The following is a 14,855-nucleotide window of genomic DNA, read 5'->3' as shown; positions in this document are numbered from 1 at the left end:
AAAACGCGAACCCGGATGCAGGGAGTAAAGAACGCTCAATGTTCACTTTCTGGAATAAGGCCAGAGGAGCTGGCCAGTTCATGACAAAGCGCGCCAATCCGATCCACCGCATTCAGCAGGAGGGGCGTAGGCTCGTTGGCACAATTTAATCGCAGGAAATTCGTTAAGTGTGCGCGGGGGGAGAACAGCGGCCCGGGGCTAACGCCGATGTTCAGTGCCAGCGCGCGGCGGTGCACCTCCAGTGCATTCACCTGGTGTGGAAGTTCAACCCACAACAGGAAACCGGCAGCCGGCACGTTAACGCGCGTGCCGGGAGGGAAGCTTGCCTTGACGCGCGCAATGACGGCACCAATCCCTTCTGCGATGCGCCGCTTTAGCCGCCGCAGATGACGATCGTAGTCGCCACTGGCCAGGATTTCGCTCGTTGCGGCCTCAAACAGCGGCGCGCCTGCCCAGTCTCCGGCCATACGCGCCTGCAGGACCTGGGCGTGGTAACGTCCGGCCGCAATCCAGCCGATGCGCCATCCGGGCGCAAGCGTTTTAGACAATGAACTGCAGTAAATGACATTCCCGCTCTGGTCGAACGCTTTACAGGCCGGAGGACGTTGCCCTTCGCCGACCAGATCGCCATAAACATCGTCCTCAATTAACGGGATGCCTGCATCTTCCAGCAGGGCAACAAGTTCCTGCTTGCGGGTGACGGACATACTGGCGCCCAGCGGATTTTGCACGGTGGGCGAGGCCAGAACGGCCGCTGGATGATGGCACCGAATAGCATCGGCGAGCGGCGCCAGCAACAACCCTTCCTCAGGATCGGTTGGGATCTCCAGCGCCTTCAGGCCCAAATCTTCCAGCAACAACAGCGTACCGAAATAGGCGGGTTGTTCTATCGCTACCACGTCGCCAGGCTGGCACACAGCCCGCAACGCCAGACGCAGCGCCTGTGTCGCGCCAGCGGTAATGATGAGATCCTCTGCACCAAAACGGCCGCCCCACTGCGCTGCCCGGGCGGCAATCTTACTGCGCAAATCAACCCGTCCCGGAGGAAGGCTATAGCTTTGCCCACGCGCTTCCAGACGTCGACCTGCAGACTGCAGCGCACGTTGCAGGGTATCGCCTGGCAGCCACGCGGGGTCGGGCAAGGCAGCCCCCAGCGGTATCAGCCGGGCTTCTGCACTACTGAATAACGATCGCGCGACGGCTGACATTGTCACAGGCACGGGGCCGGGCAGGGAACGGGTGGGCTGCACGCATCGGGACAGGCGGGTCTGACGGACGTAGTAGCCCGAACGCGGACGCGCAACGATCAGGCCTTCGGCCTCAAGGCAGCGGAGTGCTTCCAGTGCCGTCGGGAGACTGACCTGTTCGCGCTCGGCCAGTTTACGTGCAGAGATCATCCGGTCGCCGATTTGCAACGCGCCTGAAGCCAGCGTAAGACGCAGCATCTCAGCAATCCGACGGTAATGGGGGGACGGGGCGGCCATGGGGATCTGTGCAGTCAAATTTTCGATAAAACTGACTATACAGCCAATGAAGTGCCCCATCTATAGTGTCCGGCATGTTCCAGACAAGGAGGCACTATGCACAGCGACAATTTCGATATTTCTGCCTATTTCAGGCGCATAAACTATACCGGCCCTGCGGCTGCCGATACTGCAACCCTGCATGCGCTTATGCGCCATCAGCTCTTTTCGATACCCTTTGAAAATGGGGATGTACAGGCGGGTAAAGTTGTCTCGCTGGTACCCGAAGACATTGCCGATAAGCTGTTGAGGCAGAAGCGCGGCGGCTATTGCTATGAGGTGAATGGGCTATTTGCGATGGCGCTGGAGGCATTGGGCATTCGCTGGCGTTTTGTCGCGGCGCGCCCGATGTTCTACCCGGTGCGTCGGCCTAAAACCCATATGGCACTCATTGCTGAGATTGACGGTCGTCAGTGGCTTTGTGACCTCGGGTTCGGTAGCTACGGTATCCGTGCGCCGATGGCGTTAGACATGCTTGATACGGATATCCGGCAGGATTTCGACACGTTCCGGCTGACCCGTAACGCTGAGGGTGAGTATCTGCTTCAGGCATGGGTGGAGGGCAAATGGGCCAGTCAGTACGGCTTTGACCTCTCTCCTCAGGAGTGGATTGATTTCGTGCCTGCCAACTACCTTAACTCCACGCACCCGGACGCCATTTTTGTGCAGAAGCTGCTCGTCGTACAGCATCGCCCTGAAGGACGCCAGATTTTGCTGGGTAACGTGCTGAAAACGATCACCGCGCAGGGCGTGGAAACGCAGCAGCTGGCAGAAGATGACATTGCCTCTGTACTGAAAAATTGTTTCGCGCTGACGGTTGAGTGATCCGCAGGGGGCGCTGGACTGTATCGAGTCTGCGCATGCGTCCCCGGCTTATCATCGACAATGCGGACTGTTAAATACAGAGGCTACCTGAGACGTCTTCAGGGCAGAAACCGTATCCGCTACGTAAAAAGCGTCGTAATAATCAACCCTATAATATACAGGGAAAGGATGCCCTGGATGCTACTTAAAGCCCACCGCAAGTAGCGCCACTGGTAGCGTTCTCTGGCATTGGCCTCGGCAATGGGGCCGGTAGCGTCAGGGGCTTCTTTTCTGAAGCGCTGCAGGGTTTGATGACACCACCACACCAGCAGTAATACCAGCACGGTTTTCGTGAGCAGTGAGCCATAAGCATTGAAAAAAACGTCCCAGTAGCAACGGAGTGTATCCATATCCTTTTACCTGTAACTGTGCGGCCCATATGACGAAGAGGGGCAATATTAGGGAATTATTTTTTCTTATTCATCATCGCTTTTAGATCGGCAAACGGGTTGAAAGTGGCCACGCCCATGTCTTTTTGCGCGTCTTCACCCGCCACAACGGTAGTACCGTACTGATCTGCTTCGGTGTATTTCGAGTGTTCATGGTCGTGGCAAAACAGGCACAACAGCTCCCAGTTGCTGCCATCTTCCGGGTTATTAGTATGATCGTGATCGATATGGTGAACCGTGAGCTCGCGCAGGTTTGAATAGACGAACTCGCGTGAGCAGCGTCCACAGACCCAGGGATAGATTTTTAATGCCTTTTCACGGTAGCCACTTTCCAGTCGCGCGTAGTTTTTAGGGATCAGAGCCATTGCCGGTTTTACCTGCCAGGGAAAAAGAAAGACGCACTATATCTCATTATGGGGCGTCATTGCGATCCGCTCAATTCTGTCAATTTATTTGAATTATTCCGTTAAATAAAGGGCATTTATTCTCCCCGGGTAATGCGTAAAGTAGAGATAACGCAAAGCATCATCAGGATATCTCGTTATGAAAAAGATCGGCTTTTTGTCATTTGGTCACTGGACACCGTCACCCCAGTCCGGCACGCGTTCCGCGACGGACACCCTGTTGCAATCCATCGACCTGGCCGTCGCCGCTGAAGAGCTGGGCGCAGACGGTGCCTATTTCCGTGTGCATCATTTTGCCCGTCAACTCAGCTCTCCGTTCCCCTTACTGGCGGCGATCGGTGCCAAAACGAAAAGCATCGAAATCGGTACTGGCGTGATCGATATGCGCTATGAAAATCCGATGTACATGGCGGAAGATGCGGGCGCGGCGGATTTAATCTCCGGCGGACGTTTGCAGCTGGGGATCAGCCGGGGCTCTCCGGAGCAGGTCATTGATGGCTGGCGTCATTTTGGTTATGTCCCGCAGGAAGGGGAAAATGAATCAGATATGGCACGCCGACACACCGAGGTACTGCTTGAGGTGCTGCGCGGAGAAGGGTTTGCAAAACCGAACCCACAACCCATGTTCCCAAATCCACCGGGACTGCTGCGCCTGGAGCCACATTCCGAAGGTTTACGTGAGCGCATCTGGTGGGGCGCAGGGTCGAACGCGACAGCGGTATGGGCTGCAAAACTGGGGATGAACCTGCAAAGCTCAACCCTGAAAGATGATGAAACCGGTGAGCCATTCCATATTCAGCAGGCAAAACAGATCCGCGCCTACCGACAGGCCTGGGCGGAAGCAGGGCATACTCGTCAGCCGCGCGTCTCGGTCAGCCGCAGTATTTTTGCGCTGATGGACGATCGTGACCGCATGTACTTCGGCGCAAGCCGGAACGACAGCGATAGTGTGGGTTACCTTGATGAGAAAACGCGCGCAATTTTCGGACGCAGCTATGCCGCTGAGCCTGAAAAGCTGATTGAGCAGTTGAAACAGGACGAAGCGATTGCCGAAGCGGACACCTTATTGCTCACCGTGCCGAACCAGCTCGGGGTGGATTACAACGCGCATGTTATCGAGTCCATTCTGAAGCATGTTGCACCGGCAATGGGATGGCGCGAGTAGCCATTTTGTTGTGCGCCGGGCGCCGCGCGCGAAGGCCGTAACGCCTGCCTGTCTCGTCACCCCCGGTAAGGGAGACGAGACAGGCATCTGCGGAGGTTATTCCACTGGCTTATGGCTCATATCGCTCAGCAGCACGGCGATACTTTGCCCGCCCGCCGTCTGTTCGAGGCCAATCTTCACAATGATGGTCAGCGGAACGGAGAGCAACATGCCGACCGGGCCGAGCAGCCATCCCCAAAATATAAGGGACAGAAATACCACCAGCGTGGACAATCCCAGACCACGCCCCATCATGCGTGGCTCAAGAATATTCCCGAACACCAGGTTAATCACCAGATACCCGGCCAGCAGAATCAGCGCATCATAGAACCCACTGAACACCAGCACCTGCAGAATAGGGGGAATAGCGGCCAGTACCGAACCGATGTTGGGGATATAGTTGAGCGCAAAGGCCAGTAATCCCCAGACGAACGCAAACCGGACATCCAGCGCCATCAGCATTCCCCAGACCACGGCCCCGGTGACCAGGCTAATGGCGGTTTTCAGGACCAGATAGCGGGAGACGCTATCCAGCGCGCGTTGAATCGCCCCCATGCCTTCAACCGGACGGACCATTATTTGCTGCAGTTTTGCGGGCAGTTGCGGCACTTCCAGCAGCATGAACACCACCGTTAAAAACAGCAGGAAAATCGAGGTCATGGCGTTAGAGAGCTGCGCCAGCAGGCCGGTGACGAGGGTCATGGCGGCATTCGGATCAATGTACTTCAGCAACTCCTCAACGGACACTTCGATTCCCGCACGCTGCAGCCAGGGTTCAAGCTGCAACAGCGGTATCGCCAGCGACGAGCGGTATTTCGGTAACGTTCGCGTCAGTTCATTGAGGGAGGTGCCGAGATAAGCGACCAGCAGCACCATGGCAATAATAATGATGCTGATAAGCATCGTGATTGCCAGCACGCGCGGGATGCGGAACCGCGTCATGCGCTGTATGAGCGGGTTAAGGATCACCGCAATAAACAGGGCCAGAATAAACGGCACGATGATGTCGGCGGCAAAACGGACGCCCGTCAATATGATCATCAGCATGCCCAGCATGATGACAATTTTTAGCCCGTTCAGGGTAATGATGGGTTTAGCCATGGGGGTTCCTGAATAATATTTTTATTTATAATAAAGGCGAAAGCCGTTTCAATAAACTAACCAAAATCAAACGGGATGGGTAAAGAATTGAAAAGACTTTGAGTAAAAGCCTTACTTATGGTACAAATTTGGCGTGTTCAACTACCGAGGACAATTTTCATCCGCAAAGACGAGAAGCAACAACGCGGATAATTGTAATTTTATGGACAATTTGTTCAGGACGTATTCTTCAAACAACACCGCTGTATTTTTCACTTCCTTCTGCCTTCTTTCTGGTGAGCAACACTGGCGCAACGCGCTATAGTCACATCTTCTGCCTGAGCTGGCGCTACGCGCTTAGCTGTCTGATTTAATTTCATATTTTTGGGTTTGCTGCACGCAGCAGGCCACGATGGATTATATTCTCAAGCAGGAGAAAAACATGTTTTACTGGATTTTATTAGCCCTTGCTATTATCGCTGAAATTACCGGCACGCTGTCGATGAAATGGGCAAGCGTCAGCGATGGCAATACCGGCTTTATTTTAATGCTGGTGATGATTTCACTTTCCTATATTTTCCTGTCGTTTGCAGTGAAGAAAATTGCGCTGGGTGTGGCCTATGCGCTGTGGGAAGGGATCGGTATTTTGTTGATCACCCTGTTCAGCGTCTTATTATTTGACGAAACATTATCAACAATGAAGATTGCCGGGTTAACGACGCTGGTAGCAGGTATCGTGCTGATTAAATCGGGTACACGCAAACCGACTAAGCAGCCGAAGGAGCAGACCCATGCAGCAGTTTGAATGGATCCACGCGGCCTGGTTGGGGTTTGCCATCGTGTTGGAGATTTTAGCGAACGTCCTGCTAAAATTCTCTGACGGTTTTCGTCGTAAAATTTACGGACTGTTGTCGATTGCCGCCGTACTGGGGGCGTTCAGCGCCCTGTCACAGGCGGTGAAGGGTATCGATCTGTCCGTGGCCTATGCGCTGTGGGGCGGGTTTGGTATTGCCGCCACCCTGGCAGCCGGCTGGGTGCTGTTCGGTCAGCGTTTAAATAACAAAGGTTGGATTGGACTGATATTGCTGCTTGCCGGCATGATCATGATAAAACTCGCCTGATACACGTTAAGCCATTATTTACAGGCAGCGAAATTCGCTGCCTGTATTACTCTTAAAAAAAGCAAAACATTGAAGAGGATGGCTGATGTATCGCACATTAAGCTGGCGCAATATTCCCACCGCGAGAACATTGTTCGCCATGATCTTCATGGCGGGGATCGGCTTAATCATCTCCATTGTCGCGCTGCTCTATTTATCTCTGCACCTGATCAGCACCAAAACCAATGAAATTGACGAGCACCGCACCACGCTTTCCGTGCAGGGTGCGATACAAACGTCGGTTAACCGTGTCTCGACCCTGGTGATTGATAATGCCGTCTGGGACGATGCGGTACGCGAGGTCTACCGCCCAAAGCTCGATACCGAATGGTTATACAACACCTGGGGAGCGGGCTTTAAAGTCAATAACCTCTATGACGGCACTTTCGTGCTGGATGAGCATTTCAACGTTATCTGGGGATCGTTTCAAAGCCAGCCTTTTGCGGAGACGAATCTCGACTTTTTTGGCAAAGGCCTGCAAGCGCTTATTCAGCAGCACGGACATGAATTACCCAGCCAGAAGAATATTTATGCCGGGATCACCCGAACGCGTCACGGCGTCGCGTTTGTCGGAATAGGGCTGATCCGACCGATGATCGGGCGATTGCAGGTTAACGACGGTACACGCCGCTATCTGGTGATTACCCGCCATTTGAATGGCGGCATATTATCCGATCTGGGGCAGACCTTTCAGATTGATAACCTCAACTTTACCCCGGATAAAATCAACAGTCTGAGTATGCCGCTGCGCAGTTCTGCAGGGGAGTTACTGGGATACCTTAACTGGCAGGCTCGCCTTCCTGGCGCGCAGGCGGCCCGGGCCGCATCATCTGATATCACGCAGATAGTGGTGCTGGCATCGGTGCTGATCCTGCTGTTCATTATGGTGAGCTGCGTGGGCCTGTACAAACTGGCCCGCGGAGAAAGCCAGGCGCGTCTGGTCGCCAGAACGGACTGGCTAAGCCATCTGCCGAACCGCCGCGCACTCATTGAAGCGCTGGACCGCGTGAGTTTGCGTGGCGATATTGACGTCAAAAGCGTGGTGTTTATCGATCTGGATGGCTTCAAGGACGTCAACGATATCTACGGCCACAGCGTCGGTGACGATCTCATTGTGACCATCGCCAAAACGCTGAATGAATGCGTTCCACCGGGCGGGATGCTGGCGCGCATGGGAGGCGATGAGTTTGCCATGACCATCGGCGGTGAAGGGGCAGAAGCGCTGGCGACCACCTTTGCTGAATCCGTACTGGATTTTCTCAATACCCCTATTCGTCTGGGGGAGCGCACCATTCATATCGGTGCCAGCATCGGGATTGCCAGCGGAACCCTGATTGAATGCACCAGTTCCGAGCTGTTTCGCCGCGCCGATATCGCCATGTACCATTCCAAAATTAGCGGGAAAGGGCGTGTCACCCACTATGACGCGGCGCTGAATAACGCCCGGGAACGCAAGCTTGCGATTGAAAACCAGATCCGTAACGGACTGGAGCGAGACGAGTTTGAGGTCTGGTACCAGCCGATTATTGATGCCCGCAGTCAGAAAATGAGCAGTGTGGAAGCGCTGGTTCGCTGGCCGCGTCGTCCGGAAGGTGAACTCGGTCCGGATACCTTCATTTCCATTGCGGAAACGAGCGGGCTGATTTACAAACTGGGCCAGTTTGTTTTGCAGCGTGCCTGCCAGGATCTGGAGCCGTACAGCGAATTAAAGCTCTCCGTTAATATCTCCCCGGCGCAGTTTCGCGACCCTGAATTCGAAGAAAAAGTGGCCTGGGTTCTGGAAAGCACCCGTTTCCCGGCCAGGCGACTCCAGCTCGAAGTCACGGAGACCTATGTGCTGGAAAACCCCGAGCGTGCCCGCACGGCGATTGCCAACCTTAAAGCACTGGGCACCGCGGTGGCGCTGGATGATTTTGGCACGGGCTATTCGAGTATTGGCTATTTGCGGCGTTTTAATTTCGACACCATTAAGATCGATAAATCACTGGCCGGGCTGGTGGACAACGATGAGCAGGCGGCGGCGCTGGTGAGCGGCACGGTGAGGATCGCCAATGCCCTGGGCATGGCGGTGGTCGCTGAAGGGGTGGAAAACGAAAAGCAGATGAAATTGTTACGACTGGCTGGCTGCGATCAGCTGCAGGGGTTCTGGTTCAGCCAGCCGATGCCGATTGAATCAATCAGGGCGTTACGTCAGGTCAGACAGTGCTGAGCTACTGCTGCGCCAGTGCTTCCAGCTTGTCACGAAAACCGGTCACGGCTAAGGCCCGGTTATCTGCACGCCATCTGTCTTTTGCCGCTGGCGCAGAGCTTTGAACACCAATCAGCTGCCAGCCGTTATCCGTTTTTAACATCAGCGGCGAGCCGCTGTCACCGGGTAACGTATCGCACTGATGTGAGAGCACGCTGTTTTGCGCCCATCCTGTGACAATACAGTCCGTGTGGGTGTAAAGCGCGTCCAGATGATCGACGGGATAGCCTGATTGCGTCACCTTACGGTCGGCGGCTTTCAGTGCGGCAGTGAGCGCGGCTTTGTCTCCGTCAAATAACGGAAGCGGGGTAATGCCAGAGGGCGGGTAGCGCAAAATGATCAGGCCAAAATCCCAGGATGCCGCTGACGGAGGCACTATCCAGCCGTCACCGTCAGGCTTCAGACGTTTGCCGAGAGAAGCATCAACCCGTCCCTCAATACCGTGAATTTCATAACGCCACATCCCTTTTTGCGACACAAATCGCAGGGCAACGGCTTTGTCTGGCTTGCCGTCTGGCGGTGTCAGCAGGCAGTGGCCTGCCGTCAGGGCAAGTTGCGGGGTAATCAGCGTAGCGGTACATAAATTACCGCTGGCGGTTTCCAGTTGCCCGATAGCGTCCCAGGGTGCCTGGGTAGGATCGGCGACGCGCGTACGATCGTCATGACCGAAAAACAGCGTTTTAAGCTCTTTCGCGCTAATGGTTTCATCACCGCCATCATCCGCATGTGAGAATCCAGAAAAAAGACCAAACGTTCCCAGTAACAACACAACAGATTTACGCATATCACACTCTGGTGGGGGCAATTATGATTATTAAAAGTGAACCCTATGAAAATACTATAGACGGGACAGCGCTAAAGTGGGAGTAAAATCAGCGTGCTACGATCAGGAAAGATAAAAATGGCTTGCGATGAGCGCGCATAAAATAAGCAGGATAAGAATCAGCTCAAACCGATAGCGCCGCAGCATACGCCCTCCGGATAAAAAAAACGGCGCTGGACCTTTCCGGTTCAGCGCCGGTTTACCAACGTGCCCCGAAAGGCACGGTTAAGCTTGTACTCTTACGCAGCTGGCTGTGCAGCTGGTTTAGCAGCTTCGTGTTTTACTGCTTTTTTGTGATGCTTTTTAGCCGCCTGGGCTTTCTGTTCTACAGCAGGTTTGGTCGCTTTTTTGTGGTGCTTTTTAGCGGCCTGCGCTTTCTGCTCTACAGCCGGTTTAGCGGCATCTTGTTTAACGGCTTTTTTGTGGTGTTTTTTAGCAGCCTGGGCTTTTTGCTCTGCAGCAGGTTTAGCGGCTTTATGGTGTTTCTTGTGGTGTACGGTTTTTGCCGGAGCAGCAGTCGTCGTTGCAGCTGGGGCAGCAGCAGCCGGTGCAGCAGTGGTTTCAGCAGCAAACGCAGCAGAAGACAGACCCATAGCAGCGGCAACAACCAGAGCTAATACTTTTTTCATGTTCATACCCTCGAATTTGGTTTTTCATTTAACCCCACTGCGGGGCCGTTGAAAGAACTATATCCCTGTAAATTCGGGGTTTCCGTGAGTGATTGGTATCGGCGTGTAACGGAATGTACAAAGGGCGGTACAGGGTGCGCAAAAGGAAAACGGCCGGAGCGTACTCCGGCCGCTGGATTACAGATAACGGGACGTCAAATGCTCGCGGAAGTAACGGATATTCAGGTCTTCACCCGTCGCCTGGGTAATCAGTTGCGAAGTGGTGAAGCGGCTACCGTGCTGCCAGATGTTCTGACGCAGCCAGTCAAACAGGGCGGAGAAATCGCCCTCAGCGATGGAGGACTGCAGACCAGGCAGCGCCGTTTTGGCCGCATGGAACAATTGCGCGGCGTACATCGCGCCGAGCGTGTAGGACGGGAAGTAGCCAAAACCGCCGTCGGTCCAGTGAATGTCCTGCATACAGCCGTTGCGGTAGTTATCTTTGGTTGATAACCCGAGCCAGGCCTGCATTTTCTCATCCCACAGTGCCGGAATGTCATCCACCTCGATATCGCCATTGATCAGCGCACGTTCAATTTCATAGCGCAGCACCACATGTGCCGGGTAGCTGACTTCGTCGGCATCGACGCGGATATAGCCCGGCTTCACGCGCTGGTTCCAGGCAATAAAGTTCTCTTCACTGAACGCCGCCTGACTGCCAAAACGGGCGTGAACCGCAGGGAGGAGATGTTTAAGGAAAGCGTCGCTGCGCCCCAGCTGCATCTCAAAGAACAGGCTCTGGGATTCGTGGATCGCCGTTGAACGGGCCAGCGCGACAGGTTGACCGGCCCACGTTTGCGGCAGGTTTTGCTCGTAGCGCGCGTGTCCGGTTTCGTGGATCACGCCAAACAGCGCGCTGAGCAGCTCGTCCTCATCATAACGCGTGGTGATGCGCACATCTTCCGGCACGCCACCGCAGAACGGGTGTGCACTGACGTCCAGGCGACCGCCGTTAAAATCAAAGCCGAGCATCTTCATGGCTTCAAGCCCAAGTTCACGTTGTGTTGCCGTCGGGAAGGGGCCCTGCGGCGGAACGAACGACTGCTGAGCCTGTTTTTCCACAACGTTTGCCAGCAGGTCCGGCAGCCAGGATTTCATATCCGCGAACAGTACGTCCAGACGCGCGCTGGTCATGTCCGGCTCGAAAATATCCAGCAGCGCGTCGTAAGGGCTGCAGCCTTTGGCTTCAGCACGCAGGCGAGCCTCCTCGCGGCTCAGTTTGACGACCTCTTTCAGGTTGGCGGCAAACCCCTGCCAGTCATTGGCCGGGCGCTGGGTACGCCAGGCGTGCTCACATTTGCTGCCTGCCAGCGATTTGGCTTCCACCAGCGCTTCCGGCAACAGCGACGCCTGCTGGTAATGACGCGTCATTTCACGCAGGTTGGCTTGTTCAATATCATTCAGGTCCTCACCGGCCGCGGCGGTGAGCCATTCACCCACCTTTTTATCGGTCAGGATCTGGTGTTGCAGAACGCTCATTTCGGCCAGCGCTTCACCGCGCGCGGCACTGCCACCCGGCGGCATCATGGTAAACATATCCCAGCTGGCGATGGAGGAGAGGTGGGAGAAACGGGAGAGGCGCTGGAAGGTGCGGGTGAGTTGTTGGTAGTGGCTGTTTTCGCTCATTTCGTTTTCTCTTTGCAAGGCGATGTTTCAGGCATGAAGAGTGAGTAGTATCAAAATTCCCGCCTGAATCCAAGCCATTACCCCTTAGAGTTTGGTGCTATTTCGTTCAGTAACGCTGTGTTATAACCCTTAAAAAAACGACTGCCGGATGGAAAATGAACAAGGTTGTGAGTGTAGGGATTGCAGTGTTGCTGACGGGGTGCCAGACACATCATCATGACGTGATCCCGTTCAACACCGAAGAAGACTCCGCGCACGCATGGGCGTTTGCGTATGTGGAAACAGTGAAACAAAGGATGACAACCACAGAGCAGTATGAAGGGAAGCTCTGCTCGTTAAAGATTCACCAGCCTAAAGGCGCGACCTATGTGACCGACATTCAGGTGGTAAAAGGCAGCGATCCTGAACTGTGTAAGGCCGCCATTGCGGCCTTACAGTCTGCCAGTGACGATCATGTGCTCCCAGTGGTACCTGATGAGCGTATCGGGGAAAACTACACGCTCGATTTCAAACCCTGAATCAGTGCAGCCGCTGGTGTAAACGGGTCCCTACCAACAGCGCCCCGCAGAGCATCAGCGCAATAAAACTGCCCACGCCGTTCCAGCCATAGTTATGCCAGAACACCCCACCCAGCGTCCCCGCAAAGCTGGAACCGAGGTAATAGCTGAACAGATACAAAGACGACGCCTGGCCTTTGGCCCGGCGAGCGCGCGGGCCAATCCAGCTGCTGGCCACCGAGTGAGCGGCGAAGAAACCGGCAGAGAAAAGCAGCATTCCGGCGAAGATAAGCCACAGGGAGGCGAAAAGGGTCATCAACAGGCCGAGCAGCATGACGGCCGTAGAGACCAGCATAACCGGACCGCGTCCAAAGCGGGCCGTCATCGCTCCGGCTTTAGGTGAACTCCACGTGCCGGTGAGATACGCCACAGAGAGCAGACCCACCACCGCCTGGCTCAGGTGCCACGGGGAGAGCATCAGGCGATAACCGATATAGTTAAACAACGTAACGAATGAGCCCATCAGCAGAAAGCCGGTCAGGAACAGCAGCGGCAACCCTTTGTCACGCCAGTGCAGACGGAAGTTGATAAACAGCGTTTTCGGGCGCAGGGAGGTAGAACGAAAATGACGTGATTCCGGAAGGATTCTCCAGAACATCAGCGCAGACGCAAGGGCAAAGCAGCCGATCACCGCCAGCGCAATACGCCAGTTAAAGAAGTCCGTAAACACCCCGCTCAGCAGACGTCCACTCATTCCGCCAATCGAGTTCCCGCTGATGTACAGCCCCATAGAGAAGGCGACAAAGCTCGGGTGGATCTCTTCGCTGAGATAGGTCATCCCGACCGCCGCCACGCCACTCAGGGATAACCCAATTAACGCGCGCATCACCAGTATACCGTGCCAGCTGGTCATCATCGTGGAGAGTAACGTACAAATCGAAGCCAGCATCAGGGCGGTAACCATCACCTGTTTACGGCCAATGGCGTCGGAAAGTGGCCCGGTGAAAAGCAGACCAATCGCCAGCATGCCGGTAGAGATGGAGAGCGAAATACTGCTGCTGGCAGGCGATACGCCAAATTCATGGGAAAGAACGGGCAGGATCGGCTGAACGCAATAGAGCAGGGCGAAGGTTGCCAGACCCGCTGAGAAAAGCGCCAGCGTGACGCGCATGAACTGGGGGGTACCACGTTTAATGAACTGAACCGGCTGCGATGCTGCGGGTAAATCATCAATATCTCTGGCCGGATCGATATCAATGGTAGATGTACGACTCACACAATGTCCTTGCTTAAACATCCCCGTGGTTTCGGGTGACGGGTATGACCACACGATCAGAGTAGGAAAATGTAAATATTCTGTCTAATATATTAATAATCTCAAATGATACTTTAAAAATATGAATATCGAACTGCGTCATCTGCGCTACTTTGTCGCCGTCGCTGAAGAGCTTCATTTTGGCCGCGCGGCGGCAAGACTGAATATCTCACAACCCCCGCTAAGCCAGCAGATCCAGATCCTTGAGCAACAGGTCGGGGCGCGCCTTCTGGCACGGACCAACCGCAGCGTGAGCCTGACGGCGGCCGGGAAGCAATTTCTGGCCGACAGCCGACAAATTCTCAGTATGGTGGATGAGGCGGCAGCCCGGGCAGAGCGGCTTTATCTCGGGGAAACCGGAGAGTTGCGGATTGGGTTTACCTCGTCTGCACCGTTTATCAGCGCTGTTTCGCAGACCCTGTCGTCGTTTCGCCGGCATTTTCCGGATGTGCATATTCAGACGCGCGAAATTAATACCCGCGAGCAAATCGCTCCGCTGAATGAAGGTTCTCTTGATTTAGGCCTGATGCGTAACACCCAACTCCCGGATACGCTGGCGTGGCAGGTTATTCTGCGCGAACCGTTGATGGCAATGATCCCGCACGATCATCCGCTCGCCTCGCGTTCGGCGGTCACGCTGGCAGAGCTGGCAAAAGAACCGTTTGTTTTTTTCGACCCGCAGGTAGGTACCGGTCTGTACGACGATATTCTGGGCCTGTTACGACGCTACGATCTTGCCCCGATCATTACGCAGGAAGTCGGGGAAGCGATGACCATCATTGGGCTGGTCGCGGCGGGGCTGGGTGTCTCTATTCTTCCGGCCTCGTTTAAACGGGTACAATTGCGTGAAATGCGCTGGGTTGCTATCGCCGAAGATGATGCTGTTTCGGAAATGTGGCTGGTATGGTCGAAACATCATGAGCAGAGCCATGCAGCGCAGCGGTTTAAAGCACAGCTGTTAAGCGCCTCTGCAGGACAATATTTAGAGGGAAAAGTGGGTAAAAATGTGCAGTAAATCACATGGCTAAGTAAATATTTGACGACGGCCATTGAA

Annotated in this window: 15 protein-coding genes; 7 read left to right on the top strand and 8 right to left on the bottom strand. The window is 54.7% G+C overall.

The annotated features are described in order from the left end of the window. Nucleotides 1-35: 35 nt before the first annotated feature. The gene (locus QLG09_RS19835) at nucleotides 36-1,544 is read right to left on the bottom strand and encodes a PLP-dependent aminotransferase family protein (protein WP_063435088.1); all 1,509 of its coding nucleotides are present in this window, start codon (nucleotides 1,542-1,544) and stop codon (nucleotides 36-38) included. Nucleotides 1,545-1,580: 36 nt separating this feature from the next. Here QLG09_RS19835 and QLG09_RS19830 point away from each other — a divergent pair, with 36 nt between their 5' ends. Next, entirely contained in the window at nucleotides 1,581-2,348 is a 768-nt protein-coding gene (locus tag QLG09_RS19830; protein WP_020884297.1) for an arylamine N-acetyltransferase, read from the top strand. Between the two features lie 119 nt (nucleotides 2,349-2,467). Here QLG09_RS19830 and QLG09_RS19825 read toward each other — a convergent pair whose 3' ends face one another. Then, nucleotides 2,468-2,737, bottom strand: a complete 270-nt coding sequence (locus tag QLG09_RS19825; protein WP_014169844.1) for a hypothetical protein — start codon at nucleotides 2,735-2,737, stop codon at nucleotides 2,468-2,470. A 56-nt stretch (nucleotides 2,738-2,793) separates the two neighbouring features. Then, nucleotides 2,794-3,141: an HNH nuclease YajD gene (yajD, locus tag QLG09_RS19820; protein ID WP_014169845.1), complete on the bottom strand. Its 348-nt coding sequence runs from the start codon at nucleotides 3,139-3,141 to the stop codon at nucleotides 2,794-2,796. Nucleotides 3,142-3,319: 178 nt separating this feature from the next. Between yajD and QLG09_RS19815 the strand changes: the two genes are divergently transcribed. Continuing rightward, the gene (locus tag QLG09_RS19815; RefSeq protein ID WP_049023846.1) at nucleotides 3,320-4,345 is read left to right on the top strand and encodes an LLM class flavin-dependent oxidoreductase; all 1,026 of its coding nucleotides are present in this window, start codon (nucleotides 3,320-3,322) and stop codon (nucleotides 4,343-4,345) included. Nucleotides 4,346-4,441: 96 nt separating this feature from the next. Here QLG09_RS19815 and QLG09_RS19810 read toward each other — a convergent pair whose 3' ends face one another. Further along, nucleotides 4,442-5,485 carry an AI-2E family transporter gene (locus tag QLG09_RS19810; RefSeq protein ID WP_282489321.1) on the bottom strand — a complete coding sequence of 348 codons (1,044 nt, stop codon included), beginning with the start codon at nucleotides 5,483-5,485 and terminating at the stop codon, nucleotides 4,442-4,444. 421 nt (nucleotides 5,486-5,906) lie between these two features. Here QLG09_RS19810 and mdtJ point away from each other — a divergent pair, with 421 nt between their 5' ends. The 3 genes from mdtJ (at nucleotide 5,907) to QLG09_RS19795 (ending at nucleotide 8,833) form a co-directional block, all read left to right on the top strand. After that, the gene (mdtJ, locus tag QLG09_RS19805; protein WP_025204323.1) at nucleotides 5,907-6,269 is read left to right on the top strand and encodes a multidrug/spermidine efflux SMR transporter subunit MdtJ; all 363 of its coding nucleotides are present in this window, start codon (nucleotides 5,907-5,909) and stop codon (nucleotides 6,267-6,269) included. Beyond that, complete coding sequence (gene mdtI, locus QLG09_RS19800; protein WP_014169849.1) at nucleotides 6,256-6,585, top strand: multidrug/spermidine efflux SMR transporter subunit MdtI; 330 nt, start codon at nucleotides 6,256-6,258, stop codon at nucleotides 6,583-6,585. The genes mdtJ and mdtI overlap by 14 nt, the downstream gene beginning before the upstream one ends. A gap of 85 nt (nucleotides 6,586-6,670) precedes the next feature. Beyond that, nucleotides 6,671-8,833, top strand: a complete 2,163-nt coding sequence (locus QLG09_RS19795; RefSeq protein ID WP_063435089.1) for a bifunctional diguanylate cyclase/phosphodiesterase — start codon at nucleotides 6,671-6,673, stop codon at nucleotides 8,831-8,833. Nucleotide 8,834: 1 nt separating this feature from the next. On the opposite strand, the gene QLG09_RS19790 is transcribed toward QLG09_RS19795, so the two are convergent. The 3 genes from QLG09_RS19790 to QLG09_RS19780 form a co-directional block, all read right to left on the bottom strand. Next, nucleotides 8,835-9,656 (bottom strand): serine protease, encoded by an 822-nt coding sequence (locus tag QLG09_RS19790; protein WP_020884292.1) that lies wholly within the window; start codon nucleotides 9,654-9,656, stop codon nucleotides 8,835-8,837. Nucleotides 9,657-9,934: 278 nt separating this feature from the next. Beyond that, complete coding sequence (gene asr, locus QLG09_RS19785) at nucleotides 9,935-10,324, bottom strand: acid resistance repetitive basic protein Asr (protein WP_032670412.1); 390 nt, start codon at nucleotides 10,322-10,324, stop codon at nucleotides 9,935-9,937. A gap of 177 nt (nucleotides 10,325-10,501) precedes the next feature. Continuing rightward, a complete protein-coding gene (locus QLG09_RS19780; protein WP_049022305.1) occupies nucleotides 10,502-11,989 on the bottom strand; it encodes a carboxypeptidase M32 in 1,488 nt (495 codons plus the stop codon). Nucleotides 11,990-12,144: 155 nt separating this feature from the next. Between QLG09_RS19780 and QLG09_RS19775 the strand changes: the two genes are divergently transcribed. Continuing rightward, a complete protein-coding gene (locus QLG09_RS19775; RefSeq protein ID WP_044857725.1) occupies nucleotides 12,145-12,507 on the top strand; it encodes a cell envelope integrity protein TolA in 363 nt (120 codons plus the stop codon). 1 nt (nucleotide 12,508) lies between these two features. On the opposite strand, the gene QLG09_RS19770 is transcribed toward QLG09_RS19775, so the two are convergent. Further along, nucleotides 12,509-13,762 carry an MFS transporter gene (locus QLG09_RS19770; RefSeq protein WP_049022299.1) on the bottom strand — a complete coding sequence of 418 codons (1,254 nt, stop codon included), beginning with the start codon at nucleotides 13,760-13,762 and terminating at the stop codon, nucleotides 12,509-12,511. A gap of 121 nt (nucleotides 13,763-13,883) precedes the next feature. Here QLG09_RS19770 and QLG09_RS19765 point away from each other — a divergent pair, with 121 nt between their 5' ends. Next, a complete protein-coding gene (locus tag QLG09_RS19765; protein WP_020884287.1) occupies nucleotides 13,884-14,816 on the top strand; it encodes a LysR family transcriptional regulator in 933 nt (310 codons plus the stop codon). Nucleotides 14,817-14,855: the final 39 nt, after the last annotated feature.

Origin of the sequence: Enterobacter sp. V89_11 (assembly GCF_029967775.1) — a bacterium.
Lineage (GTDB): Bacteria > Pseudomonadota > Gammaproteobacteria > Enterobacterales > Enterobacteriaceae > Enterobacter > Enterobacter ludwigii.
Note: the sequence above shows the minus strand (reverse complement) of the source record. Positions and strands in the feature narration are given on the sequence as shown.

Excerpts from the sequence above, each read along its gene's own strand:
- mdtJ (WP_025204323.1), top strand. The coding sequence starts at position 5,907 with ATGTTTTACTGGATTTTATTAGCCCTTGCTATTATCGCTGAAATTACC.
- QLG09_RS19835 (WP_063435088.1), bottom strand. The coding sequence starts at position 1,544 with ATGGGGCACTTCATTGGCTGTATAGTCAGTTTTATCGAAAATTTGACT.
- asr (WP_032670412.1), bottom strand. The coding sequence starts at position 10,324 with ATGAAAAAAGTATTAGCTCTGGTTGTTGCCGCTGCTATGGGTCTGTCT.
- QLG09_RS19765 (WP_020884287.1), top strand. The coding sequence starts at position 13,884 with ATGAATATCGAACTGCGTCATCTGCGCTACTTTGTCGCCGTCGCTGAA.
- QLG09_RS19790 (WP_020884292.1), bottom strand. The coding sequence starts at position 9,656 with ATGCGTAAATCTGTTGTGTTGTTACTGGGAACGTTTGGTCTTTTTTCT.
- QLG09_RS19815 (WP_049023846.1), top strand. The coding sequence starts at position 3,320 with ATGAAAAAGATCGGCTTTTTGTCATTTGGTCACTGGACACCGTCACCC.
- mdtI (WP_014169849.1), top strand. The coding sequence starts at position 6,256 with ATGCAGCAGTTTGAATGGATCCACGCGGCCTGGTTGGGGTTTGCCATC.
- QLG09_RS19775 (WP_044857725.1), top strand. The coding sequence starts at position 12,145 with ATGAACAAGGTTGTGAGTGTAGGGATTGCAGTGTTGCTGACGGGGTGC.
- QLG09_RS19825 (WP_014169844.1), bottom strand. The coding sequence starts at position 2,737 with ATGGATACACTCCGTTGCTACTGGGACGTTTTTTTCAATGCTTATGGC.
- QLG09_RS19780 (WP_049022305.1), bottom strand. The coding sequence starts at position 11,989 with ATGAGCGAAAACAGCCACTACCAACAACTCACCCGCACCTTCCAGCGC.
- yajD (WP_014169845.1), bottom strand. The coding sequence starts at position 3,141 with ATGGCTCTGATCCCTAAAAACTACGCGCGACTGGAAAGTGGCTACCGT.
- QLG09_RS19830 (WP_020884297.1), top strand. The coding sequence starts at position 1,581 with ATGCACAGCGACAATTTCGATATTTCTGCCTATTTCAGGCGCATAAAC.
- QLG09_RS19810 (WP_282489321.1), bottom strand. The coding sequence starts at position 5,485 with ATGGCTAAACCCATCATTACCCTGAACGGGCTAAAAATTGTCATCATG.
- QLG09_RS19795 (WP_063435089.1), top strand. The coding sequence starts at position 6,671 with ATGTATCGCACATTAAGCTGGCGCAATATTCCCACCGCGAGAACATTG.